General features: G+C 64.9%; 22 protein-coding genes and 1 pseudogene. 13 read left to right on the plus strand and 10 right to left on the minus strand.

What is annotated here, in order from left to right; translation table 11 throughout:
- Position 1 precedes the first annotated feature (1 nt).
- From ACW178_RS03725 to ACW178_RS03740, 4 genes are all read right to left on the minus strand, one after another.
- A complete protein-coding gene (locus tag ACW178_RS03725; RefSeq protein ID WP_287105659.1) occupies positions 2-1,501 on the minus strand; it encodes a phosphomannomutase/phosphoglucomutase in 1,500 nt (499 codons plus the stop codon).
- 67 nt (positions 1,502-1,568) lie between these two features.
- Positions 1,569-2,654, minus strand: coding sequence for a glycosyltransferase family 4 protein (locus ACW178_RS03730; protein ID WP_492024868.1), 1,086 nt, complete (start codon positions 2,652-2,654; stop codon positions 1,569-1,571).
- Positions 2,655-2,773: 119 nt separating this feature from the next.
- Entirely contained in the window at positions 2,774-4,993 is a 2,220-nt protein-coding gene (locus ACW178_RS03735) for an AGE family epimerase/isomerase (RefSeq protein ID WP_492024869.1), read from the minus strand.
- A 115-nt stretch (positions 4,994-5,108) separates the two neighbouring features.
- Positions 5,109-5,570 (minus strand): Lrp/AsnC ligand binding domain-containing protein, encoded by a 462-nt coding sequence (locus tag ACW178_RS03740; RefSeq protein WP_182713356.1) that lies wholly within the window; start codon positions 5,568-5,570, stop codon positions 5,109-5,111.
- Between the two features lie 108 nt (positions 5,571-5,678).
- Between ACW178_RS03740 and putA the strand changes: the two genes are divergently transcribed.
- From putA to ACW178_RS03770, 6 genes are all read left to right on the plus strand, one after another.
- Positions 5,679-8,810, plus strand: coding sequence for a bifunctional proline dehydrogenase/L-glutamate gamma-semialdehyde dehydrogenase PutA (putA, locus tag ACW178_RS03745; RefSeq protein WP_287104751.1), 3,132 nt, complete (start codon positions 5,679-5,681; stop codon positions 8,808-8,810).
- Positions 8,811-8,871: 61 nt separating this feature from the next.
- Positions 8,872-10,182, plus strand: a complete 1,311-nt coding sequence (locus ACW178_RS03750) for a glycosyltransferase family 4 protein (protein WP_492024870.1) — start codon at positions 8,872-8,874, stop codon at positions 10,180-10,182.
- Positions 10,183-10,221: 39 nt separating this feature from the next.
- Positions 10,222-11,049: an ABC transporter permease gene (locus ACW178_RS03755; protein WP_492024871.1), complete on the plus strand. Its 828-nt coding sequence runs from the start codon at positions 10,222-10,224 to the stop codon at positions 11,047-11,049.
- Positions 11,050-11,076: 27 nt separating this feature from the next.
- Positions 11,077-12,240: a KpsE/RkpR family capsule polysaccharide export protein gene (locus tag ACW178_RS03760; protein WP_492024872.1), complete on the plus strand. Its 1,164-nt coding sequence runs from the start codon at positions 11,077-11,079 to the stop codon at positions 12,238-12,240.
- Positions 12,240-12,914, plus strand: a complete 675-nt coding sequence (locus ACW178_RS03765) for an ABC transporter ATP-binding protein (protein WP_287105452.1) — start codon at positions 12,240-12,242, stop codon at positions 12,912-12,914. Before ACW178_RS03760 ends, ACW178_RS03765 begins: the two co-directional genes overlap by 1 nt.
- A complete protein-coding gene (locus ACW178_RS03770; RefSeq protein WP_287105450.1) occupies positions 12,911-13,741 on the plus strand; it encodes a hypothetical protein in 831 nt (276 codons plus the stop codon). The genes ACW178_RS03765 and ACW178_RS03770 overlap by 4 nt, the downstream gene beginning before the upstream one ends.
- On the opposite strand, the gene ACW178_RS03775 is transcribed toward ACW178_RS03770, so the two are convergent.
- Positions 13,735-14,349 (minus strand): cell wall hydrolase, encoded by a 615-nt coding sequence (locus ACW178_RS03775; RefSeq protein WP_287105449.1) that lies wholly within the window; start codon positions 14,347-14,349, stop codon positions 13,735-13,737. The genes ACW178_RS03770 and ACW178_RS03775 overlap by 7 nt on opposite strands.
- Before the next feature lie 445 nt (positions 14,350-14,794).
- Here ACW178_RS03775 and ACW178_RS03780 point away from each other — a divergent pair.
- The 4 genes and pseudogenes from ACW178_RS03780 to ACW178_RS03795 form a co-directional block, all read left to right on the plus strand.
- Positions 14,795-14,854, plus strand: a pseudogene (locus tag ACW178_RS03780) (prepilin-type N-terminal cleavage/methylation domain-containing protein); the annotation flags it as partial.
- Positions 14,855-14,863: 9 nt separating this feature from the next.
- On the plus strand, positions 14,864-15,418 hold the full coding sequence (locus ACW178_RS03785; RefSeq protein ID WP_492025064.1) for a hypothetical protein: 555 nt from the start codon (positions 14,864-14,866) through the stop codon (positions 15,416-15,418).
- Positions 15,419-15,449: 31 nt separating this feature from the next.
- Positions 15,450-16,427, plus strand: coding sequence for a type II secretion system minor pseudopilin (locus ACW178_RS03790; protein WP_492024873.1), 978 nt, complete (start codon positions 15,450-15,452; stop codon positions 16,425-16,427).
- Between the two features lie 253 nt (positions 16,428-16,680).
- Positions 16,681-17,472: a hypothetical protein gene (locus ACW178_RS03795; RefSeq protein ID WP_492024874.1), complete on the plus strand. Its 792-nt coding sequence runs from the start codon at positions 16,681-16,683 to the stop codon at positions 17,470-17,472.
- On the opposite strand, the gene ACW178_RS03800 is transcribed toward ACW178_RS03795, so the two are convergent.
- Both ACW178_RS03800 and gspG read right to left on the minus strand, forming a co-directional pair.
- Positions 17,420-17,926, minus strand: coding sequence for a prepilin-type N-terminal cleavage/methylation domain-containing protein (locus ACW178_RS03800; RefSeq protein ID WP_492024875.1), 507 nt, complete (start codon positions 17,924-17,926; stop codon positions 17,420-17,422). The genes ACW178_RS03795 and ACW178_RS03800 overlap by 53 nt on opposite strands.
- Complete coding sequence (gene gspG / locus ACW178_RS03805; RefSeq protein WP_353781786.1) at positions 17,898-18,422, minus strand: type II secretion system major pseudopilin GspG; 525 nt, start codon at positions 18,420-18,422, stop codon at positions 17,898-17,900. Before gspG ends, ACW178_RS03800 begins: the two co-directional genes overlap by 29 nt.
- Before the next feature lie 190 nt (positions 18,423-18,612).
- On the opposite strand from gspG, the gene ACW178_RS03810 reads away from it, so the two are divergent.
- The 3 genes from ACW178_RS03810 to ACW178_RS03820 all read left to right on the plus strand — a co-directional run bounded on the left by ACW178_RS03810 (position 18,613) and on the right by ACW178_RS03820 (position 22,032).
- Complete coding sequence (locus ACW178_RS03810; RefSeq protein ID WP_492024876.1) at positions 18,613-19,200, plus strand: hypothetical protein; 588 nt, start codon at positions 18,613-18,615, stop codon at positions 19,198-19,200.
- Between the two features lie 266 nt (positions 19,201-19,466).
- Positions 19,467-19,682, plus strand: a complete 216-nt coding sequence (locus ACW178_RS03815) for a hypothetical protein (protein WP_492024877.1) — start codon at positions 19,467-19,469, stop codon at positions 19,680-19,682.
- Positions 19,683-19,758: 76 nt separating this feature from the next.
- On the plus strand, positions 19,759-22,032 hold the full coding sequence (locus ACW178_RS03820) for a secretin GspD/PilQ domain-containing protein (protein WP_492024878.1): 2,274 nt from the start codon (positions 19,759-19,761) through the stop codon (positions 22,030-22,032).
- Here ACW178_RS03820 and ACW178_RS03825 read toward each other — a convergent pair.
- From ACW178_RS03825 to ACW178_RS03835, 3 genes are read right to left on the minus strand one after another with little or no spacing between them, the layout of a single operon-like run.
- A complete protein-coding gene (locus ACW178_RS03825; protein WP_287104271.1) occupies positions 22,029-22,448 on the minus strand; it encodes a PulJ/GspJ family protein in 420 nt (139 codons plus the stop codon). The genes ACW178_RS03820 and ACW178_RS03825 overlap by 4 nt on opposite strands.
- Positions 22,448-23,605: a type II secretion system F family protein gene (locus tag ACW178_RS03830; RefSeq protein WP_492024879.1), complete on the minus strand. Its 1,158-nt coding sequence runs from the start codon at positions 23,603-23,605 to the stop codon at positions 22,448-22,450. The genes ACW178_RS03825 and ACW178_RS03830 overlap by 1 nt, the downstream gene beginning before the upstream one ends.
- Before the next feature lie 50 nt (positions 23,606-23,655).
- Positions 23,656-25,413: a GspE/PulE family protein gene (locus ACW178_RS03835; RefSeq protein ID WP_492024880.1), complete on the minus strand. Its 1,758-nt coding sequence runs from the start codon at positions 25,411-25,413 to the stop codon at positions 23,656-23,658.
- Positions 25,414-25,427: the final 14 nt, after the last annotated feature.

The following is a 25,427-nucleotide window of genomic DNA, read 5'->3' on the forward strand; positions in this document are numbered from 1 at the left end:
TTTAGATTTCCTGATTAAAGGCGCCGATCTCGGAATAGGCGGCCAGGCGCGGCTTGATCTCCTTGCGGAACAGGTCGCGCATGTCGTCTTCTGAGCGCATGCTCTCGACCACCACGACCAGCTCCGGCTTGTTGGACGAGGCGCGGACCAGGACCCAGGAGCCGTCCTCCAGGTGCACCCGCACCCCGTTGACGGTGATGGCCTCGACGATCTTGCGCCCCAGGATCTCGCCGCCCGCTGCGGCCAGATCGGCGTATTCCTTCACGATCCGCTCCAGCACCCCGTACTTCAGCTCGTCGTCGCAATGGGGCGACATGGTCAGGCTGGTCCAGGCGTCGGGCAGGGCGGCCTTCAGCTCGCTGAGCTTCTTGCCGGGATTGCGGTCCAGCATGGCCAGGACTGCGCCTGCCGCCGCCAGGCCGTCGTCATAGCCGTAGCCCAGGTCGCCGGCCATGAAGAAGTGGCCCGACTTTTCGAAACCGGCCAGGGCGCCCAGTTCGGCCGTCTTGCGCTTGATGTAGGAATGGCCGGTCTTCCAATAGACCACCTCGGCGCGGTTGGCCTTGAGGATCTCGTCGGTCTTGTAGAGGCCGGTCGACTTCACATCGACGACGAAGGTGCTGTTCGGGTGGACCTTGGACAGGTCGCGCGCCAGCATCAGGCCGATCTTGTCGGCGAAGATCTCCTCGCCCGTGTCATCGACCACGCCGCAGCGATCCCCGTCGCCGTCGAAGCCCAGGGCCAGGTCGGCGCCGGTCTCCTTCACCCGCTCAGCCATCTGCACCAGCATGGCGTGATCTTCCGGGTTCGGATTGTACTTGGGGAAGGTGTAGTCGAGGTCGGTGTCCATCTCGATCACCTCGACGCCCATCCGGCGCAGGGCGTCGGGCGCGAAGGCGCCGGCCGTGCCGTTGCCGCAGGCGCAGACCACCTTCAGCGGGCGTTTGATCTGCACCTTGGAAGCGACGTCGGCGACATAGGTCTCCCGGAAGTCCTCGACCCGGACGAGTTTGCCGTTCGGTCGCGCCACGCCCTCGCCGTTCAGCACGATCTGTTTCAGCCGCCCCATCTCGTCGGGGCCGAAGGTCAGGGGCTTGTTCGCGCCCATCTTCACCCCGGTCCAGCCGTTCTCGTTGTGGCTGGCGGTGACCATGGCCACGCAGGGCGCGTCCAGTTCGAACTGACCGAAATAGGCCATGGGCGACAGGGCCAGGCCGACGTCTAGCACCTCCATCCCGCCTTCCAGAAGGCCCAGGATCAGAGCCTGTTTGACGCTGAGGCTGTAGCCGCGAAAGTCGTGGCCGACGACGATCTTCGGCGCCACGCCGATCTCATGGACATAGGTCGCCAGCCCCAGCCCCAGGGCCTGGACGCCCAGGAGGTTGATTTCTTTTTCCAGGATCCAGCGCGCGTCATATTCGCGAAACCCCGTCGGCTTGACCAGGGGCTCCGTCTCATAGGCGGCCGTGTTCGGCTTCAGGTCCTGGCGGGGCTTGAGCATGGTGGGTCCTTTGAGGGCGTGAGGCGGTCGGCGATCGGGGGGAGAGGAACCGGTAGCGGCGACAGCGCTAGGCGGCCGCGCGTTTGCGGATGCGGGCGATGCGACGCAGGCGTCGCCAGAAGCGGCCCCGTTCAGGCTCGGGATAGGGCTGCAGATTCTCCACGAACTGCTCGGCCGACGCCCGCCAGCTGAACTTCTCCGCATAGGCCCGGACCGTCCCCCGATCCAGATCAAGGCATTTCAGGCAGGCGGTCTTCAGATCGTCGTCGATCACCCCGGCGTTCGACCCGGGAATGATGTCGATCGGCCCGTGGGCGGGATAGGCGGCCACCGGGGTGCCCGCCGCCATGGCCTCCAGGATCACCAGGCCGAAGGTGTCGGTCCAGCTGGGGAAGACGAAGACGTCGGCGTCCCGGAAGCACCGAGCCAGTTCGCCGCCGAAGCGCGCGCCCAGGAATTTGGCCTCGGGGTATTTTTCCTGAAGTTCCGCGCGCGCGGGGCCGTCGCCGACGATGATCTTGGTGCCGGGCAGATCCAGCTCCAGGAAGGCCTCGATATTCTTCTCAACCGCCACCCGGCCGACGTTCAGGAAGAAGGGCCGGGGCCAGTCCTTGGCGCCCATCTCGTCATAGATGGGCTCGAGATCGGGCCGGAACACCTCGGTGTCCACGCCGCGCGACCAGGGCGAGACGTTCTTGAAGCCGTGTTCGACCAGTTCGTCCCGCAGGGTCGGGGTCGCCACCATCAGCCGGCCGGACGGCTTGTGGAACCACTTCATATAGGCGTAGCCGACCTGGACCGGGATCGGGAAACGCGCCGAGACATATTCCGGGAATTTGGTGTGATAGCTGGTGGTGAAGGGCAGTTTCCATTCCACGCAGATGCGCCGCGTGGCGATGCCGATCGGCCCCTCGGTGGCGATGTGGACGGCCTCCGGCTCGAAGGCCCGCAGCATTTCGCGAATCTCTTCCTCGGCCCCCAGCGCCAGCCGAATCTCCGGATAGGTGGGGCAGGGGATGGTCTTGAACAGGCTGGGCTCGATGACCTCCACCTCATGGCCCATGTCGCGGCATTCCGCGACCGTGCGGGTCAGGGTGCGGACGACGCCATTGACCTGAGGTTCCCAGGCGTCAGTGGCCAGAACGATGCGCATGGAGGCGGGCGGACCCTGAGCCGTTGAGTAAGAGCGGAACTTCTAGACGCTTCGAATGACGATGGCGAGACGGTCTGACGTCTGACGTGACGGAGCCGTCTTCCGCTCCTAACAAATCGTCAGGAAAGGCCCAAAGGTGGCGCCTTCTCAGGGAACAGGGCGTCGATGGTTTCCCTCAACTGACCATAGGCGGCCATGATATGGTAGAAGGAACTCGCCGGCGCGGGTTCATCGATAAAGCTGCCGTCTTCCAGCATCTTGTCATGCCAGAGGCCCTGGGGCGTCAGATAGCGCCAGAGCGCGCGCAGGGCGCGGGCGGCCTGATCGAGGCAGGCGTCGCGTCGTCCGTCTTCACTCAGCTCGGCCAAGATCAGGGACGCCTTCAACCATTCGGTTTGTGGCCACAGGCGTGAACGTGCGCTGCGAACGCCCCCGTCGATGTCCATGGCGTCAACTGCGACGCCACGCCTGCGATGGACGCCTCTCAAACCGGATCCATAAAGTCGCCAGGCGTCCGCGACCGCCTCGGCGGCGTTGCGTCGGCGGCCGTAGCGCGCCATCAACCAGGCCCATTCAAACTGATGGCCGGGTTCGATCAGCCGGCCGTCCTCGCCTGGCGCCGGCGCCCAGTTTGAATCGAAGAACTCGCGCAGGCTGCCGGTCTCAGGGTCGATGAATCGGGTGCGAGCCAGTAGGACAAGCTGGTCCGCCAGGGCGGACCAGGAGGCGTCTCCACCACTCTGCTCCCAGGCCAGGGCCGCTTCGAGGAGGTGCATATGGGCGTTCGACTGATAGGGGTGGGCTCCCGCCTCCTTGAGTCCGCCGATTGCATCGACGTCCTGCGCCAACAGATCGCGCACCGCGGCGGCCTTGCCTTCTAATCCCGGCTCGCCCGTCGCGGCGAAGACGCCCGCAAGGGCGAAAATCAGGAAGGCCTGATCGTAAACCGCAGGGGTCTCGTCCAGGGGCGATCCGTCGATCGACAGCAGTGCGCGCATCCGCCCGTCCGGTCGCAGATAGGCGGTTTGAAGACGATCAAATCCGCTGGCGACGACGGCTTTCCAAGGCCCGCGCCAGCCCTGCCGACCGGCTTCAGCATACACCTGCAGTTGGCGCGCCTGGACTCTCGCGCGTCGCGACGTCGCGATCTGGCGGCCGTCCAGCGCCAGGACCTCTTCAAATCCGCCCTTCGCGTCTTGTCCCAGACTGGACCAGACCGGCAGGGCCGCCTGCCTCATCCAGGTCGCGAAGCGGGCCGCGCCGGCCTCCAGCGGTTCCGGAGGAGGGGCGGCGGGAAAATCGAGATGCTGGGGCGAAAGCACCTTGAGCCGTTCCACCACCTTCTTGACGTCTTGACTGCGCCTCAGGTCGGTAACGAGCACGGCGTCGCGCTCGACGATGACTCCGATGTCGCGAAGCCCGATGGCGGCCACCATGACGCCGTCGCAAGCTCGAACCAGACAGCCTTCGGAATCTTCCAATATATGCAAGCCCACGTCGCCCTCGCCCGAGGCGTGGACGGCGTCCCACGCCCCAAGGTCCGACCATTCGAAGCGCACAGGCAGGACTGAGGCTCGGCTCGTCTTTTCCATGACGGCGTAGTCGATTGAAATCTTCGGCGCGGCCTTGAACCCCGAGCCCAAGGTCATGCAGGGGCCGTCCGTCTCAGATTGGTCCAAGGCGACGCGGACGGCTGCGTCGACAGCAGGCGCACGCTCGCCGATTTCCTGGCTCAGTACATCGGCTCGAACGATGAAGTTCCCGCTGTTCCACAGGTAGCCCTCGGAAATATATCGTTGCGCCGTGGCGCGATCCGGCTTCTCGACGAAGGCTGCGACGTCTGACAGTCCGGGGCCGGTCGGGGCTATGTAGCCATAGGCCGAAGACGGTTCGGTTGGGACCACACCCAAGGTGACGATCCGCCCCTCAGCCGCTGCGGAAGCGGCTTGTCTGACCGACAGCCGAAAGGCTTCCGGGGCGGGGATGTGATGATCAGAGGCGACGAAGAGGTTAACGGCGGTCGGCGCGCGGCGACAAGTCCACAAGGCGGCTGCGGCCATGGCGGCCGACGAATCACGGCCTTCGGGTTCCAGAAGAATGACGGCGCTGACACCGACGGCTTCAAGCTGGTCCAGAATAGCCTGTCTATGAACAGCGCCACCCACCACGACCAGCTCGCCATCATCTCCGACAAGCTCCGCAACTCTGGCTACCGTTTCCTGAAACAGCGACCGATTGCCCGCCAAGGGAATGAACTGTTTGGGCAGAGAGGGTCTGGACGCCGGCCAAAGGCGTGTGCCAGCGCCCCCGCACATGATGACGGGATAGATGGTGGTCATTTTCAACACTGCGATCTGTCAGGTGATTTGTTCTTAGGTCAGTCACTACGTTCCGTCACCAAGGTTGAGCGCCAAGGCTCACTGCGGCTGGAACGAGGTCTGAACGCACGAGAGATCAAATCGGCAGTACGGTTGTCGACTTCACCTCTTCCAGCACCGCATAGGTCCGGGTTTCGCGGACCCCCGGCATGCGCACCAGCACGTCTCCTAGAAAGGCGCGATAGGCGTCCATGTCGCCGACGCGGGCCTTGATCAGATAGTCGAAGCCGCCGGCGACCATATGGCATTCCAGCACCTCGGGCTGTGTGCGCACCGCAGCGGCGAAGGCTTCGAAGACGTCGCCGGTGGTGCGGTCCAACAGGACCTCGACGAAGATCAAGAGGTCGCGGCCGACCTGGGCGGGATCGACCATGGCGGCGTAGCCGGTGATGACCTGCCGGTCGCGCAACCGCTTGACCCGCTCGAAACAGGCGGCGGGCGAGAGGTGGCATCGGCGCGCCAGTTCGGCGTTGGAGATGCGACCGTCGGCCTGCAGCACGCGCAGGATGCGTCGGTCTACCGGATCCAAATCCGTCATCGGAAATCACGCCCTTTCACGAACGATCTTCGGCTTTGGCGTATATCATACGAAGCACCTTCAACGAACTCCGGCATATACGGCTAAAATCCACAGGATTTGTCGCCGATGACCCCGCCCGCCTTCTCACCCTCGTCCCTGGCCCTCTGGGACGAGCTGGACCATCACAAGTTCCGCGATGAAAAGGCCGTGGTCGCCGACAATCTGGCCCGCGTTCCGCTGGACGCCGCCGAACGCGCCGCGGTCGTCGCCGAAGCCGTGGCCTTGGTCGAACAGGCCCGCCGCAGCCAGAAGAAGCAGGGGGTGGTCGAAAGCTTCCTGCAGCAATTCAGCCTGGGCACCCGCGAAGGCCTGGCCCTGATGTGCCTGGCCGAGGCCCTGCTGCGCGTGCCGGACGAGGAGACGCGCGATCGGCTGATCGCCGAAAAGATCGGTTCGGCCGACTGGGCCGCGCACCTGGGTCAGTCCGACAGTCTCTTCGTCAACGCCTCCACCTGGGGCCTGATGCTGACCGGCAAGCTGGTGGATGTGGACGACCAGGCGCGCAGCGACCTGCCGGGCTTTCTGAAGCGGATCGCCGGTCGTCTGGGCGAGCCGGTGATCCGTCAGGCGGTGGCCACCGCCGTCAAGATCATGGGCGAGCAGTTCGTCGTCGGCCGCACGATCCAGAGCGCGCTGAAACGCTCGAACAGGGAAGGCTGGCTGTGCAGCTTCGACATGCTGGGCGAAGGCGCCCGGACCCTGGCCGACGCCGACCGCTATGAACGCATCTACGCCGACGCCATCGAGGCGGTGGGCAGGACGGCCAAGGGCCAGGGGCCGGAGCACGGCCATGGCGTGTCGGTCAAATTGTCGGCCCTCTCGCCCCGCTATGAGGCCACCCATGAGGACGAGGTCTGGACGAGCCTCTACCCCCGCATTCTCCACCTGGCCCAGATCGCGGCGAAGTACGACATCAACTTCACCATGGACGCCGAGGAGGCGGACCGTCTGGCCCTGTCGCTGAAACTGCTCGACCGGCTGGCGCACGAGCCGTCGCTCGGCGGCTGGACGGGGCTGGGGCTGGCGGTTCAGGCCTATCAGAAGCGCGGGCTGGAGACGATTGAGCGGGTCGCCGACCTGGCCCGCCGCTCGGGTCGCCGGCTGATGGTGCGCCTCGTCAAGGGCGCCTATTGGGACACGGAGATCAAGCGCGCCCAGGTCTTCGGCCGCACCGACTACCCGGTCTTCACCACCAAGGCGGCGACCGATCTGAACTATCTGGTCTGCGCCCGGGCCATGATCGAGGCCTCCCCGGCGATCTATTCCCAGTTCGCCAGCCACAACGCCCATACCCTGGCCGCCGTCCGCCGCATGGCGCGCGATCGCGGCGTCGCCGTCGAGCATCAACGGCTGCACGGCATGGGCGAGGCTCTTTACGACGCGGCGCAGGAGGCGTGGAAGGACGAGACCGTCATCGTTCGCGCCTATGCTCCGGTCGGCGGACATGAGGAGCTTCTACCCTATCTGGTGCGGCGCCTGCTGGAAAACGGCGCCAACTCCTCCTTCGTCCACGCCCTGCTCGACGAGCGGGTGCCCGCCTCGGCCGTCGCGGCCGATCCCATCTCCCTGGTTGAGCAGGCGCCCGACCGCCACCCCAAGATTCCGGTTCCCAAAGACATGTACGGCGATCGTCAGAACTCCCTCGGCCGCGACTTTTCCCAGGCCGCAGACCGCGAAGCCCATGCCAAGGCGTTGGAGACGGTCGATCGCGAGAAGCTGACCTCAGGCCCCATCATCGGCGGCAAGCTGCGGGCCGGGATCGACGCCCAGGCCGTGACCAATCCGTTCGACCGGTCGCAGGTTCTGGGTCATGTTTCTGAAGCGACGGCCGCCGACATCGACGCCGCAGTCGAGGCGGCCGCCCGCGCACAGATCGCTTGGGACCGCCAGGGCGGAGCCCAGCGTGCCTTGACGCTGCGCGCCATGGCCGACGCCTTGGAGGCCGATCTGGACCGATTGGTCGCCCTGCTCAGCCGCGAAGCCGGCAAGACCCTGAACGACGGCGTCGCCGAGGTGCGTGAGGCCGCCGACTTCTGCCGATACTACGCCCTGCTGGCCGAGCGCGACTTCGCCGCGCCCCAGACCCTGAAGGGACCGACCGGCGAGACCAACCAGCTGATCCTGCACGGGCGCGGCGTCTTCGCCTGTATCAGCCCGTGGAACTTCCCCCTGGCCATCTTCACCGGCCAGATCGCCGCCGCCCTGGCCGCCGGCAACGCCGTCCTAGCCAAGCCGGCCGAACAGACGCCCCTGATCGCGGCGGAGGCGGTGCGCCTGTATCACAAGGCCGGCCTGAACCCCGATCTTCTGGCCCTGGTTCCCGGACGCGGCGAGACGGTCGGCGCGGCCCTGGTCGCCCATCCGGGCGTCGACGGCGTCGCCTTCACCGGCGGCACCGACACGGCCGGCGCCATCAACCGGTCGATCGCCGCCCGCCCCGGCGCCATCATTCCCTTCATCGCCGAGACCGGCGGACTGAACGGCATGTTCATCGACACCACGGCCCTAAAGGAGCAGGTGATCGACGACGTGATCCAGTCCGCCTTCGGCTCGGCCGGCCAGCGTTGCTCGGCCCTGCGCATCCTCTATGCGCCCAAGGAGTCGGCCGACGCCCTGATCGAGGGGCTGAAGGGCGCCTTGGCGGTCCAGACCGTCGGCGACCCCGCCGATCCCAAGACCGACATCGGCCCCGTCATCGACTCCGAATCGCGCCGTGCACTGGAGGCCCACGTCGAACGTCTGGCCCGCGAAGCCAAGGTGATCGCCCGCGCCGCCCTGCCGCTGGGTTCGGAAAAGGGCGATCTGTTCGCCCCCACCATCGCCGAGATCCCCACGCCTGACTTCCTGGAGCGCGAGGTGTTCGGCCCGATCCTGCACATCTACCGCTACGAGCCGTCCGAGCTGCAATCGGTCGCCTCGCGCCTGGCCGCGCGCGGCTATGGCCTGACCCTGGGCGTCCACAGCCGTATCGAAGCCTTCGCCGCCGAGGTGACGGCCCTGGTCCCCGCCGGCAACGTCTACGTCAACCGTTCCATCACCGGCGCCGTCGTCGGCGTCCAGCCCTTCGGCGGCGAAGGCCTGTCGGGCACCGGCCCCAAGGCCGGAGGGCCGAACAGCCTGATCCGCTATGCAGCGGAAAAGGCGATCAGCGTGAACATCGCGGCGCAGGGGGGCGATCCGGCGCTATTGAATTTGTAGCGCTGGGGTTGACGCAAGGAGTCGGCTGGCGTCCTTGGGCGGCTGCCGCCCAAGGACGCCAATGACATCAATCTGTATCGACGGCTTCAACCTCGCCATTCCGAAAGGCTCAGGAATTGCGACCTATGGGAGAAACCTGCTCGACGCGGCCCATGCTCTAGGGTTTGGAACTCAGATCCTCTACGGCCCCCCGGCCGCGCCGAAGACCAACAACGCCTTGAACGAAGCGCTTCTTGTCGAGGGAGCGCTCTCTGTCCCTCAGGATAATCGCCGACGTCGGGTGAAACGTTTTCGGGACACCCTTCTGTCTCAATTCGGGCGTTCGGCGTACCCTGTTCGACCTTCGGGCGAAGTGATATGGCCGTCTGGCGATCCGCCTCTCGCGCAGACCTACTGGACGGCGCAGGACCTGTTTGTCAGGGCGGCCCGGAGCTTCCATCGTTATGGAAGGCTAACGCCTACGAACTTCAGGGCGGAGGGGGATGAGACGCCCGGCCTTATGCATTGGACTGCCCCGCTGCCCCTTTATTCGGCGCGAACGCCGAACATCTATACCTTCCACGATTTGATCCCGCTTCGCCTGCCCTATACGGTAGGGGGGGACAAGGCTCGCTTTCTGGATCTGGGGCTCAAAGTCGCCGCGCGGGCCGATCATATTGTGGTCGTATCCGAGGCGACGCGACAGGACGTCATTCGGCTGCTTGGCGTTGATGAACGGCGGGTCACAAACACCTATCAAGCGGTTCATATTCCAGAGCCGTTGACACGCCGGGGGCGGGAGGACGTCGCTCTGGAGTTGGAGGGTGTCTTCCAGCTAGGGTGGAAAGACTATTTCCTTCACTTCGGCGCGGTTGAGCCGAAAAAGAACCTTGGCCGCATTGTTGAAGCTTATCTCGCATCGGGCGTGCAACGTCCGCTGATTCTGATTGGCGGTCGCTCTTGGCTTGATGAAGGCGAGGTCGCGCTTCTGAACCAGATCAAGCGTGACGGCGGAGCGAATGCAGATCGTATTCGCCAGTACGACTACCTGTCGTTCTCGACGCTTGTGAGCCTCATCCGCGGCGCGCGGGCCGTCTTGTTTCCTTCCCTGTATGAAGGGTTTGGTCTGCCGGTTCTGGAGGCCATGGCATTGTCCACCGCCGTGTTGACGTCAACGGGCGGAGCGCTGCCAGAGGTGGCCGGCGATGCGGCTCTGCTGGTCGACCCTCATGACGTCCAAGCCATAAAAATGGGGATTAGTGCATTGGACGTGGATGAAGACCTTCGATCAGAGTTGGAGAGAAGGGGGCCTGTCCAAGCCGCCAAATTCAGTCCGGCGTCTTATCAAGCAAGACTTCTCCAGGCTTACTCCGCCGTTGGCGTCGCGGCCTAGGCGTCGTATGTCTAACTTCTCGCTCACAGCGCCGTGCCCATGAGTCATCCAACTTTTCGCCTTCAACGGGCCAGTCGGTCGCCGCTCATCCCGCTCTGGGCTTGGGTTCGCAGGAACGTGCGCATCGTTACGGCCTTGATGATGCGTGAAGTCATCACCCGTTTTGGACGAGAAGGCCTGGGTTTCGCATGGCTGATTGGAGAGCCGCTGATCTTTACGTTCGGCGTGATGACGCTTTGGAGCATAACCAAGCCAAGTTACGAGCACGGCATTCGGCTGGCGCCCTTTGTAATGACGGGTTATCTTGCTATAATTCTTATCCGTCACTTTATTAGCTATCTGACAGTGGCGCTCCAATCGAACATTGGGCTTCTTTATCATCGCCAAGTTGCGCCTCTTCACATAATATCATCTCGTATTATGATGGAGTTTGCGGGCGCGACCACAGCTTACATGATTGTTTATATTGTACTTTTTGTGATTGGTCAGGTTAGCCTTCCTTACAATTACCTGCTTCTTTATTACGGGTGGTGTTTGTTAGGGTTCTTGTCGGCCGGCTTTGCAATGATATTGACGGGCCTTTCCATCCGTTACGAGTTTGTAGAGCGTCTCACGGGACTAATTGGTTATCTAATGATTCCGCTTTCTGGCGCGTTCGCGATGGTGGCTTGGTTTCCCGCGTCAGTGCAAAAGTACTATCTGATGATACCATTCGTTCATTGCATTGAGATGACGCGAGAAGCTATATTTGGGGAATTTGTGACGACCTATTATTCTTTGAGATATCCATTGTTGTGGGCGATATTGCTCAATGTTATCGGTTTGTTATTGATCGCTACATCGCGTGATCATCTCGAATCTGAATGATCGCGACGTAAGATCGGTGTTGAAATAATGAATGATCCCAAGTTGAACTATGTGGGGCCCTTGCCTGATCTGCTCGCAGGGCCGGCGGTGCCGAAGCCTTGGTGGCGCGCTGTTCCGTTGGCGCTGATCTTGGTCGTGGTGGCCCCGACCGTCGTCGCCGCGGTCTACTTTCTGCTCATCGCGTCGCCGCGCTACGTATCAGAGGCGCGCTTTATCGTGCGGGCGGCCAATCAGCCGCAGCCTAGTTCATTAGGTGTGGCGCTTCAGGGGGTTGGACTTTCGACGACTTCGACGGACGCTTTCGCCGTTCATGAATACGCCCTCTCTCAGGACGGAATTCAGGATCTCAAGAAGCAGTTTGATCTGGACGCGATGTTGAAGCCTCGCGGCGCGGACGTTTTTTCCGGGTGGCCTAGGTTGGGGGAGGATCGTTCAGATCGCTCCCTGGAAGCCGCGCTCGAACGCTTTGTCACCATCGGATACGACTCGGCGACAGGCATCAGCACATTGCGGGTTCAGGGTTTTGCGGCGCGGGACTCTCATGCGCTCGCCGAAGCCATGCTGCGGGGGGGCGAGCGGCTGGTGAACCGGCTGAATGACCGAGCCTCCGCCGACGCCGTGCGCGACGCCCGCGCTGCGCGTGATGAGGCCCGGTTGCGCCTTGCCGACGCCCAGGCGCAGTTGACCGCCTTCCGAAACCAGGAACAGTTCATCGACCCCGCCCGCACCGCAACGGAAGGGGGGCAGTTGATCGGCAACCTTCTGGCGACTGTCGCCGCCCTGCGGGCGGAGCGAGCGCAGGTCGCCGCCGGCGCCCCTGATAGTCCGCAGATCCCTGCGTTGGACAATCGAATCGCCGCCTACGAGCGCCAAATTGAGATGGAGCGGGCCAAGATCGCGGGATCGTCCAACTCCCTGGCTGGAAAGTTGGGGGCCTATGAGGATCTCATGCTTCAGCGCGAACTGGCGGATCGCGAACTGACCCAGTCGACGACCGCCCTCGTCGCCGCCGAGCAGGAGGCGCGGCGCCAGAAGCTGTACCTGGAGCGGATCGTGAATCCCAATCTTCCCGATCGTCCGAGCCAACCTCGGCGCCTCATTTCCATCCTTATCGTATTCGCCACTTCGTTGCTGATTTATGGGGTCGGCTGGCTGGTGTGGGCCGGCGTGCGAGAGCATCGGCAGGACTGATGACTATGCCTGACGCCTGCCCGGGGCTAAGTGTCAACAATCTAAGTCGAACCTTTCTCGGCGCCTCTAAGCCGTTATTCTCCAACCTGTCCTTCTCCCTGAACCGAGACGGTCGCCTGGCCGTGTTAGGGCGAAATGGCCAGGGCAAGTCGTCCTTGATCCGCATGCTCGGCGGTGTGGATCGGCCGTCCGTAGGCCGCATCGATTGGAAGATGTCGCCGTCATGGCCTATCGGCTTCAACGGCGGTTTTCAGGGTAGCCTGTCGGGTCTGGACAACATCCGTTTCCTATCACGTCTCTATGAGCGTGATTACCATGAGATGCGCGAAAGAGTGGATGACTTTGCAGAACTAGGGTCTGCTCTGCTACGACCCGTAAAACATTATTCTTCAGGGATGCGCGCGCGCCTCGCCTTCGGACTGTCTCTTGCCATCGAATTCGACTGCTATCTGATCGACGAACTCGTCGCCGTGGGTGATGCCCGCTTCCAACGCAAATGTCAGGAAGAGCTCTTTGAGCACCGGGCCAATCGGGCGTTTTTAATGGCGTCTCACGACGTTCATCTTGTCGCCAGCTATTGTGACACGGCCTTGGTCATCGAAAGCGGCCGAGCCAAGATGTTCTCGGACGTCAATGAGGCGGTTGATGTCTACACTTGGCTGAGGGCGGCATGAGTCCTGTCGAAGCGCACTGGTTCGTGCTGCCGCCGTCTCGAGACCAGGATGCCTGGCGTTTAGCGATGCGCCGGCACGCAGAAGATCAGGGTTTATCCGTCGTTGAAGTGGTCACGGGAGAAGAGGAGGTCGGGTCGGAGATCGTGCTGTCATCCGACTTGGATCGGATACGCCCGATGGGGGCGAATGCTGAGAACACGACGGTATTAGACTTGCCGGCCTTTATGGATCTGGCCAGCTGTTCTGACTCGGACCGCCCTTTACGGGTTCTGGATTTGAGTCGAAAGATCGTCGCTGCTCGGAACTTTGAAGGCAGTCTAACATCACCCGCTGAGACGCTTCCGTATCCGTTTTCGCAGATGACCGGCGTGGTCGGCGACCTTCGTCCGGCAACGGCTGTCGAAGAGCGCTTCCAAGAAGCTTTGGCGTTCGTCGGACAAGGGGCCGCCCGTTGGGCGCCCGAGATATTTCAGTACACTCCAGGACCTGAAGGTGCGGAACAGCCTGGGGTTTTGGACATAACGGGCCGTCCACGCTTTCTCGTCTTCGGCCCCTACATGTTTTTGCCAAGGGGCGTGTGGCGCATTACGGCGCGCATGGGATTCGACGTGGATGCCGGGGCCAGACCTTACCAGATTCAGTGGGGAGACAGTCTAGACTATGTGTTTCACGACTTCACCCCCGGCCAAAGCGGCGTCTTTGAGATCACGCTGGAGCGCGAATGGAAAACTCATGCCGCCAGCGAGATTCGCTTGATGCTGGTGGAAGGCGCGTTTCATGGGCGGCTCAGCTGGCTGGGCGCGACAGTTTCGCGTGTGGATCAATGAGATCCTGAAGTTTCGCTTCGCCCCGTCAATACGGCGTAAGCTCTTTCAATGGCGTCATTCTTGACGAACAGCAGGCCCTGGTGCGGCGGGGTCTCGGCGCCGGGCGTCGGCGCTCCGTTCAGCGGCGCGCCATAAAAGATGTGTGCGCCGATGCGGCGAACTCGCTCCATTCTGCTGGCCCAGGTCGGGCGAACGTAGTTGGCGTGGTAGTTGACCGAGGCCCGCGGCAGCAGAGCCTTGGTCTCTCCGGCATAGACGCCGCGCGCGATCCGCTCCGCCCTGGCCCAGGCGTTCATGTTCACCGGTGATCGCCCGATCGAGCCGTCGCAGGTAAAGGTAAATTGGCAGGTGCGCGAGTTACGTTGGTAGACCACTTGGCAGATGTCACGGGGGTAGCGACCGCTGGCGGCGCGATTCAGGATGACTTCTGCAACGGCGGCCTGACCCTCTTCGCTCTCGTTTCGGGCTTCGTAGTAGATGGCTTGGGTCAGACAGGCCAACGGATCCTGGGGAATGGTCGGCGGGGTGGTCAGGTCCAGACGCGGCGCCGTATAGCCGCGCCTCGCCGACGCCGGCCGGGCCTTGGCCGCGTCATAAGGCGGCGGCATTATGGTCGCGCGAGGTTCGGAACGGGATGGGACAGCCGGAGCCGGTTCTCCAGCGCTGACCGGCGCTTGGCGGCGAGAGGGCTGCGCCATGGGCGCCGCTCGAGGTGCATCGGTCAACCTGCCGCCCCGCCCCTCCGCAATCATTCCACGAAGCCGCATGTTGAGTTCCGCGCGTCGAGACTGATCGGTCTTGACGGCGGCGGGGCTCGGCGGCGGGGGCGGGGAGGCGACTGTGGGTCCGGCTTCCGCCTGAGCCAGGAGCGCACGGCCGCTGATCCCGCCCCAAAGGGCCAGCGTCAATCCGCTTGCAACTATGACCGAAGTCAGCGGTTTCATCCCGATCCCCGAGTGTCGAGCCGTTGTTATCGCATAGGACGATATGAGCCAAGCGTGGCTTGGGACGCTTGCATTGGCGATTGCGGTCGGACCCGCTATCAGGGGCGTGATGCATAGCCGAGCGCAAAGACCAGGCTTTTCACTGATTGAGGCGCTTGTGGTCCTTGCGATCGGCGGCATGGCCCTTGCCATCATTTTCTCGATCGGGACCAAGGCGGGAGACGCAGGCTTCAGTCTCGGACGGCGCGCCATGAGCGCCGCTGATCTGGATGTTTCTGTCGGTGACGTCCGCGTCATGATCCGAAGCATCGCATTGCGTCCCTCCGAGACGTTCGACGCCCAGATCGATCGGCCCGTCGTCGGGGCGCCGGACCGGCTTCAAGCTGATGTGGTGACGGAAAGGGCGACGCAATGCGCCCCCCAGGGGTGGGCGGGTCGGATGGTGCTTGCGGTTCGAACGGAACGCGGACAGGGCGTGCTGACCTGCCAGGCGGGGGGCGAGCCTGTCACCCTGATCTCCACGAGCGACCCAAAGGCTCGTCTCTCCTACTCGACGGACGGCGTGACCTGGTCGTCAGACTTTGAACACGGCGGGCAGGCGGAAGCCCCCACCGGCGGGCCGATACGTTCGATCCGTCTATTCGTTCGGTTCCAAGGCGGTGCTGTCGATGTGCTGGAGGCCGCGCACTCGGGCCGGCCTGAAAGTTGGATACGGTTCGATGATCCACTCTAGGCGTAGGCGCTCCGGCTTCGCCCTGCCCGCCGTGCTGGCGGTGACCGGGGTGGTGACGTTGATTTTCCTGGTGGCGATGACCGCCTTGGCCAGCTTGACGGCGGAGGCGGCCTCGGCCCGCGCCCGCGTCCGTTTCATCGCTCGCGCCCTGACGGCCGAAGCGATGATGACCTACATGGCCGCCACGGAACCTATGGCGCCGACTGGTCTGAACGTGGGCGCTCCTCGTGTCTATGACGACGGCGGCTCTGATCCGGTCGGCGTGAAAGGCGAACTGGTGCGGCTGGACGGGCGACGCTACCAGATCGATCTTGACGGAGCACTGCTGATCACGCCGCAGGATCAGGCGGGGCTGGTGAATCTGGCCTATCTTCCAGACGCTGCCTACCTCCGGCTTGGCGAAACACTGGGATTGTCGCCGAGTCTGGCGCGTCGCCTAGCCCCTCTCTATGGCGACTATGTCGATCGAGACGACCTTGAGCAGCCGAATGGGGCCGAACGCCGCGACTATGGCGGCCAAGGCCCCGCCAACCGGGTCATGCGCAGCCCTGACGAATGGTTGTCGATGCTCGGAGTCCGCAGGGCAGTGAAGGCCGCAGCCTGGCGCAGGATTCGTCCGTTTCTGGCCATGGATCCGACCTCGACGAACGAGAACGTCAATACGGCGCCCGGCGAGGCCATGACGCTTCTCTACGGAGCCACCCCCGCCCAGGTCGAAACGGCGATGCGGGCGCGCGAGCAAAGGCCCTTTTTGTCTTTTGCGGAGTTCGCCGCCGCTACGGGTCTGCCGAACACGAGCGGAGACAGCTTCTACACCTTTCCGTCGGGCCGAATTCTATTGACCGTCGCAGACAGCCGATCGGCATGGGTCTACAGCGCCAGACTCAGTTTGACGCCTTTCGGGGTTGAGCGCCCCGTCTGGATCGACCAGACTGAATTGAAAGAGGCTCCGGGGCGGGCCGCGGCTGATTTGTCTGATGCAGTTCGACTTCCTTACGCCCCGCGTTGAGCGGGTGTTCGCCGACGGGCGCTGGGCCGAGGTCCATCGGGGCGGTCCGGGAGGGCGTCTCCGTCCGCCCGTCGTTCTTCTGTCCCGCGAGTTGACGGCGTTCAGTCTGTTTGAGACCGCCCACCTGCCTCGAACGCGTCGGGGACAGGCCGCGCGCCTTCACGCGCGTACCGGCTCCCCCTACCTCGTCAGCGGTTCCGCATTGGTCAGGAGCGGTGCGGACTTCGGCGTGTGGTGGTGGGATTCTGAAGTCGTGAACGCCCTGGTGGCTGCGCGCTACGGCGCGCGATCGCCTATGGTGCGGCCTGAGACTCTGGCGCAGCCGCCGGGTCAGGGGTGGAGGATCGTGCGCCTGGACGAAGGGTATGAGGCGCAGCTGTGGCGGGACCGTCGCCTGGTCGCCTCGGCCTGGCGTCGCGAACGGTTCGACGGCGCTTCATGGGGCGCCTTCACGCGCCTCCAGCGCGGCGCTCCGGACGCGCCCCAGACGCCCCCCCCGCCCCAGACCCTGCCCATCGACTTCAGCACGCCTGCGTTTTCGATCTCGCCATCCGACCTCAGCCAGGAACAGCTTCTCGGCTTGGGAGCCGGGGGCCTCGCCCTGGCGACGCTCGGCGTCAGCCTTTTCCTGGTAGGTCAGGGAGCCCGCCTTTCATCCGATGCGGCGGAGATCGAAAAGGAAACAGCGCAGGTTCAGGCGGCGACGCCGCAAGCCGCTCGGGTGGCGGGACTGGATGCAGATCGCCGCAAACTGGCCGCCTATGCCCAGATCGAGGCGCAGACCAACCCGCTCAGCGCCGCGGGCGCGGCGATTGGGATCGTCGCCTTCTATGATCTGACGCCGACAGCAGTCGAAGCCGAAAGCGAGTCCCTGACTGTGACCCTGCCCTATACGGCGGTCGGCATCGCCGACAGCTTGATCGCCGACTTCGAAGGGTCAGGATATTTTTACGACGTTCGCCCGAGAACGGACTCCCAGAATCAGAAGCTGGTCATCGAGATGAAGACCCGCGAGGCCGCTCCGCCGCTGACTGCAGGCGGCTGAACCGACAATCTCCGCCTGAAGTTCGAAGCGTCATCACAACACGGTCGCCGTTGATCAGATTGGCGGTCGAGGCGGAACAGACGCCGCCGGCCGCAATGTCCAAGGCCGGAGCCAGGGTGTAGCGCCACGGTGACCGAAGCGTCACCGTGCGCTCGGACCCGTCATCATCCTGTTCACGCGTTTCGCCATTGCCTCGGGCCTTCTCTAACCGCGCCGCCTCCGGGTCCGTAAGGCGAACAGCCATGCCGGTTCGGTTGGCCTCGCGCCGATAGTCGGAGACCTGCTTCTGGAATTCGAAGAACACGGCATGCGACGTCGCTTGATCGAGCATGCGCGCGGTGCTCGGCATGATGATCGCCGCACTGAGCGCAAAGATCGCCAGGACGACCAGAATCTCGATCAGTGAAAATCCGGCTCTGGCGGGATCAGCGCTGATCGGAGGAGATGTCGGCATTGGCTCCTTGGCCGCCCTCTGCGCCGTCTGCGCCATAGCTGACGACCTTCGCGCGGTTCTCAGGCGCGCCCGGAGAGCCGTCGGCGGCGGCGCTGGGCGGCAGATAGATGTAGGGCCGGTTCCAAGGGTCGGAAGGCAGGGCCTTGTCCAGATAGGGGCCGGACCAGCCTGCAACCTGTTGGGGATCCGCCTGCATCAACAACGCCAGTCCCTCTTGTTGGGTCGGCAAACGGCCGATGTCCAGACGCATGGTCTCCAGGGCCGCTTCGATTGAGCGAATCTGAAGCCGCGCAGTCGTCGTTTTAGATCGGTCGAGTTGAGCGAAGAGGCGCGGACCCACCACGGCCGCCAGCATGGCGATGATCGCCAGCACCACCAGGATCTCAAGCAGGCTGAACCCCTGCCTGGCGCGTTTCCGGTGCGCGTTCCGACCAATGGCCCGACCAGAAATTAGACGCGAAAAAATAACGGACAAACGCAACGTCCCTATCAGCATGAAGCTATGACCACAGCCCGGCGCCTGCTATAGCGGAACCGAGCGTGCGCGTCGATTGTGAACGAGCGGACGCGGAGGATGCGGCGGGGCTGTATTGCAGGACATCATTGCCGGACTGCGGGTGTCTGCCCGGACGCATACACGGGCATTACTCGCCCGACTGCAACGCACCACTCCTCGGGAGCGCGTCTTGCTGGCCGTAATGGTCTTGGCGGCGCTCATCTATGCGCCGATCAGCGCTGCGGATTGGCGGGTGCGACAGGAAGATCGATATGTCGAGGCTCTGACATCTCGCGCCAGCGCTCGACTGGCGGCGAGCGCGGCTCGGCGGGTGCAGGCTGCCGCCGCCGATGAGACGGCCTTGGAGGATATGAAGACCTGGGGGTTCGAGGCTGCAAACGTCGCAATCGCTCAGGTCCGTATCGAACAGAGGCTGGCCAAGGCCGCCACGGACGCGGCCATGACGAACTTCATAATTACGACGGACCCCGAACCGGAAACGATCGAAACGACCCAGTGGCTCGGCGCCGAGATCCAGGCCGACCTGCGGTGGACTCCGACTTTCGCCTTTTTGGATCGCGTATCGGCTTGGCCGGAGGGCTTTCGGGTGGTCGGCTTCGATTATGAGATGAGCCCGGTCGCCGCGGTTCAGGTGCAGCAGGCGGGGGCGGTCGGCCAAGGTCAGCCTGTTCCCGCCAGCGGCAAGCTGCGTCTTCGCCTCGCCTTCCCCGTGACCTTGCCGCCGGGTGCGGCGGATCGTTCTGTGGGGGCGAACTGATGCGTTGGACGCCTCTGTTGGTGCTGATCTTTTTCGCCGCCGTCTTCCTGCTGGGATGGCAGGCCCCTGGGCGCCCCGAGGAGCCGCCGGCCGTGCGTCGCGGCGGTTCAGGACAGGATTCGCTCGTCTTGCGGCCCGGCGAAAGTGCGGCTGCGGCCGTCCGCTTCTTGAGGACGTTACGGTCAGACCCTCCGCCTCCGCCTCTGCCGCCCCCTCCGCCGCCTCCGCCTCCGCCGCCGCCGCCTCCGCCGCCGCCCGATGTGGCTGTGGTCTTCAAACAGGCGTTGCGCGGCGTCGAACGCGACCCGACGACAGGCGCGCTGAAGGCTTTGGTCAGCGATCCCGCCGCGCCGGGGGCGCAAATCCGGTCTATGGTGCACGGTGACCGGTTCGGGGACGACTGGCGAATTGACGGAATTACAGAAGACGCCGTGACGTTGAGAAAGGGCCGCGAGACGCGCGTGGTCCATCTTTACAACTGAGGCGGCGCAGGAGCTGAAGATGTCCAGACACGACACACCCCGAGGCTGGCGCGTCTCGCTAAGAGCGGCCGCTTGCTTGACGCCGCTCGTTCTGGCGGGGTGCGCCGCCTTCCCCACCATGAACACCGCCACGCGGGCGCACGATCCGATGGAAGCGACGGGGGAGGCAGTCGAGAGTCCTGCGGCCGGCGCCGTGACGGGGGGGCAGCGCGGCTCCTCGGAACGGCTCGCCATACCGCGACGCGGCGAACAGGCGACGCAACGTCCGGCCGCCACGGAGGCTGAAATCGCGGCCCTGGTCCCTGACGAGCCCGTCGACGCCACCCTGGCGCCCCAGTCCATCCCTCAGTTCGCCGCCACGGTGTTCGGCGGCGTACTGAACCTGCCCTATTCGCTCAGCGGTGACGTGGCCTCCCGTACCGATGTGATCGCGGGCGGCACGGGCGGCACGATCAGCAAGCGCGCCTTGTTCCGGCTGACGCAGCAGGCGCTGAAGCAATACGGCATCGATGTCTACATCGACGGCGGCGCCGTGACGGTGGGTTCCAGCCAGGTCAGCCCGCTCGGCAGCGACATACGTCGCGACCGTTCCGCGCCGACGGGGGGCGGCCGTGTCGTGCAGTTCTTCAATGTCCAAACCATAGAGGTGAACGCTCTTCAGTCGCTGTTGGGCGATCTCTTTCCCAATCTGGGCGGCGCCCGGGTTACGCCCGACCCCCTCACCAACAGCCTGATCATCTCCGGCTCGTCTCGAGATGTGGCCCAGGTGGTGCGCGCCTTGCGCGAAATCGACCAGCCGCGCTTCGCCGGCGCCGACGTGTTGCGGGTGGAGCCGATCTATTGGTCCACCGACGCCTTGGCGACTTCGCTTGAACAGACGCTCACGACCGAAGGCTACATCGTCAGCCGTCAGGCGCTCGCGGGTCGATCGATCGTGATCCTGTCCTTCCCCCAGGCCAATCAGATCCTGATATTCGCCAAGGATCCGGAGTTGTTGGACCGGGTGAACTACTGGATCGGCATGTTGGATCGCCCTGCCGCGCTCGGCGACAAGGCGACCACCTTCGTTTATAATGTGCGCAACACAGACGCGCAGTCCCTGGGTCAATTGGCGATGGGCCAGGCGCCGACGACTAATCGGCCTGAACCGCCGGTCGGCGTGCCCGGCACGCCGGCGGTCAGTATGTCGGCGTCTGGGGCGAATCAAGGCGCTCAGTCGTCCACCGGCGCCAACGGCGCGCAGCCGGGCGCTTCAGGAACCTTCCTGGGCGGGAGATTGCTGACCGATCCGATCGGCAACCGCATCATCTTCACGGGCACTGCCGGCGACTACGCACAGCTCCGCACACTGCTGACGACCCTGGACACGCCCGCCCCCCAGGTGGTGATCGAGGTGATGATCGCCGAAGTCACCCTCACCGACGGCACCGACATCGGTGTGAACCTGTTCGGCACGGAAACTCGGGGTGACGGCGTTCTGACGGGCTCAACCGAAGGGTTGACTCTGAAGGGGGCGGCCGGGGTTTTCAACTTCATCGGGCCCGATTACCGCGCCCGCATCGTCGCCAGCGCGTCCAACAACCGTGTGAGCATTCTGCAGCGGCCGCAACTGGTCACGCGAAGCGGCGGCACGGCCCGGTTCCAGGTCGGCACGGACGTGCCGATCATCTCCTCCCAACGCGCTTCAAACAGCAATTCCAATGGCAGCACGGACGTTCTGCAAAGCGTCCAATATCGCCAGACCGGAACAATTCTCGAAATCACGCCCGTCGTTTACGGAGACCGAGTCGATATCAGCATCAGCCAAGAATTGTCCTCGGCGGGAGCGCCCCCGGCCGGCACCAGTATTTCGAGTCCGACCATTCTCAATCGGAGCCTAACGACCCAGATCGCCATCAAGGACGGGTGGACGGGCGTTCTCGGCGGGCTGATCGGAAACAACTACACCAAGGCCAACACCGGCATTCCCTTCTTCAAGGACATTCCCGTCATCGGCTCTGCCCTCCAGAGCAATTCGATCAGCGGGGAGCGGACCGAACTTCTGCTGTTGATCACCCCCTACATCGTCCGCGGGGATGACGACATGGCCGATTTTGCGGACGAATATTCGGCGAATATGAATGCAGCCTTCCGCACCGGACGCGGCTGGTCCTATACGCTGACGCCGTGGTCGATCGGCTCGCGTTTCCGCGGGATCGGAGCGGACCTGCCGAGCCCGCTGCCCGCGTCTGAGACGCCCTCCCTCTTGCCTCGCCGAGGGCGGTCCGTTCCGTCTGCCCTAGCGCCCAAGACGACCGAGGGCGGCGGCGACGAAGTCGCGCCTGCCGCTGTTCCCGACGAAAAGCCCTAACCGGCGATCTCTGTCATCCGCCGCCATCCCATTCGGTCGAAGACCAGGGGGGCCGGCGAGCGGCCGTTGCGACGCTCCACTTGGACGGTCAGGGTGAACAGCTGCACCTGAAAGGCGCCGTCGCCGGTCGGAAAGCCGGCGTTGGTGCGCGGCTCCGTCTTGGGGGTCGACGTCCAACGAACGACGTCCCCGCCCGGCAGTTCAATGGCGCCCTCAGGCTGCTCCATGGGGTTGACGTCCCGGATCAGGGCCAGGGCGTTCTCCTGGGCCGCCACCTGTTCCAGAGCGTCGGCGGCGCGCCGCTGGCCCCGCGCCATCTGTTGTTGCAGTTCGAAGATGGCGGTCAGCACCATGGCGGCGATGGCCAGGGCGACCAGGGCTTCGATCAGGCTGAAGCCCTGACGGGCGCGCTGCATCACACCACGCCCTCATAGACGCTGGACAGGGCCAGGACCAAGGAGAGGGCCACAAAGCCGACGATCAGGGAAATGGCGCCGATCGCCGCCGGCTCCAGCAGCGAGGTCATCCGCTTCATGCTGTCGCGCAGCCGGTTCTCATAGTTGTCGGCCATGAAGCCGAACATGGCGCCCACGGCGCCGGACCGCTGGCCGGCGCGGAGTAGGCTCAGATCCATGGCTTCGAGCTTGGTGTGGGCGGCCAGGGACGCATCCAGGGTCAGGCCCGCCTTCAGATCGCTTTCCAACCGGTTCAGCCCTTGGCGAAAGGGGCCGATCGGCACGGCGGCGCGGGCCAAGGCGACGGCGGACAGGATCGGCACCCCGTTCGTCAGGCCGAAGGCGGTCAAGCGGGCCCAGGCGGCGATTTCCCGCGCCTGGATCACGCCGCCCACGACCGGCAGACCATGCGCCAGTGTATAGGCCCGGGCCTTGACCGCAGGATTGGTCGCAATGACGACGGCTAGGGCGACCAGAGCCCCCAGGGCCAGGCCGATCAGGCCGATATGGGCGTTGGCGTATTCACCGGCGGAAAGCACCCAGCGCGACACAGCCGGGACACGGCTGCGATCCTCGCCGATCATGGCGCCGAATCGGGGCACCACCTGGGTGAAGATGAAGGCCACCGCACCCAGGCCGGCCAGCAGCAGAAAGGCCGGATAGGTCATGGCGTTGCCGAAATCCTTCCGCAGCCGGTCCTCATAGGCCATCTGTTCGGCGGCCTGTTTCAGCACTTCGGCGACTCGGCCCGACGCCTCGCCCACGCGCGCCATGGCGTAGAGATAGTCGGGAAAGCCGGGGACGTTGGCCTCAAGCGCCTGCCCCAGGGAATCGCCGCGGCGCAGGGCGGCGATGGCGGCCTGGAACTGGTCCTTGCCCTTGCGGGACTGCATCCCCTGGGCGACCGTCTCCAGCGATTCGAGCAGAGACACGCCAGCCTCCAGCATCAGGCCCAACTGTCGCAGCACAAGGACCCGTTCGCCCGATCGCAGCGGCCGGTTCTGGCCCTCGCCACGCGGGGCGGCGGCCGGCGCCACCTTCAGGACCGTCAGGCCCTCGGCGGAAAGGCGCCGGACCAGGCTGGCTTCGTCAGGCGCGGTCGCGACGCCGCGGGACATCGCCCCCTGGCGGTCGACAGCCTGATATTGAAAGGCTTGGGACGTCACCTTCAGTCGCCGCCGCCGACGATGCGGTGGACCTCCGACAAGGTCGTCTGGCCGCGTCTGGCCTTCAGCAGGGCGTCGTCGCCGAAGCTGAGAAAGCCGTCTTGCCGCGCTATGGCGGTCAGCTGATCCTCGTCGGCCGAGGCCCGCAGGGCCTGGATCAGGGCCGGCGAGGCGGGGGCGATCTCATAGGCGCCGACGCGGCCGCGATAGCCCGACTGGCCGCATCGGGCGCAGCCGACCGGCTCGCGCCAGCCCGCAGGCTCGGCGTCGGCGAGCGTGCGCAGGTGGGCGGGGATGGACTGTTCGTGCTCGGCCGCCTCTTCGGGTGTGGAGGGGCGCGCGCAGTCGCACAGCCGTCGCACCAGCCGCTGGCCCGCTACGCCGCGCAGCACGTCGGCCAGCAGATAGTCCTCGATCCCCAGGTCCAGCAGCCGGGGTACGGCGGCTAATGCCGTATTGGTGTGGACGGTCGAGATGACCAGGTGGCCGGTCAGGGCCGCCTGGACGGCGATCCGCGCCGTTTCCGGATCGCGAATTTCCCCGACCATGATCACGTCCGGGTCCTGGCGCAGGATCGAGCGCAGGCCGGCGGCGAAGGTCAGGCCGATCTCGGACCGCACCCGCACCTGGATCACGCCCGGCAGATCCAGTTCGACCGGGTCTTCGACCGTGATGATCTTGCGTTCGCCGTCGTTCAGGTGGCTGAGCAGGCGGTAGATGGTCGTGGTCTTGCCCGAGCCGGTGGGGCCGGTGATCAGGAAGACGCCGTTGGGATGTTCGGACAGCTCCAGCAGGGTCTTCTCCTGCTGGGCGCCGACGCCCAGTTCGGACAGTTCGGGCAGGCGGCTGGTCTTGCCCAGCAGACGCAGCACGATCGATTCGCCCCAGGAGCAGGGCAGGGTGGAGACGCGCAGGTCGACCTCCTGGCCCGAGACGCGCACCGACTGGCGGCCGTCCTGGGGCAGGCGGCGCTCGCCGATGTCCATGCCGCTGAGCAGCTTGATGCGCGAGGCCACGGCCTCGAAATTGGCGCGCGGCGCGGCGCGGGCGGTGGTCAGGACGCCGTCGATGCGCATACGCACCAGGAAGCGGTCCTCATAGGGCTCGACGTGCACGTCGGAGGCGCGGCGCGTCAGGGCCTCGGCGAAGACGGCGTTGACGAAGTCGATGGTCGGCGCCTCCTGCGCCAGTTCGCGCAGGCGCGCGGCGTCGGCCCCGCCGCCCAGGGCGCCGTCCAGAAGGGGCGCGGCGTCGGCGTGCAGGTCCTGCGTCAGGGCCTCGATCAGCGAGCGCTGGGCCAGCATGAAGACGACAGGATCGGCCGCGCCCTGGCCGATGCGTTCGCTCAGGCTGGGCTGCAGCGGCTGGACGGCGGCGCAGAGGATGCGGCCGGGCGCGGCTTCGGTCCCGTCCTCGCGCCAGGCGACGGCCTCGTGCTCGGCCCACCAGTTCAGGGGAGAGCGGATCTCGGCCAGGAAGCCGGCGACCTGGTCGGGACGCGGCCCGTCCTCGGGCAGCAGGATCGGCAGGTCCAGCTGTTCGGACAGCACCTCCAGCAACTGCGCCTCGGACACGGCGCCCAGCCGCACCAGGTTCAGGCCCAAAAGGCCGCCGTTCTGCTGTTGCAGGGCCAGGGCGTTGGTCAGGTCCGCCTCGCGGATCATGCCGCGCGCGATCAGCTCCTCGCCCAGTCGCCGGTGGGGCGCGGGCGGGGCGGGAAAGCGGATGGCGACGGGTTCGGCGAGGGTGTCGGCGGGCAAGGGCGGTTCCCGGG

The sequence above is a fragment of the Brevundimonas sp. AVps4 genome (assembly GCF_058681525.1).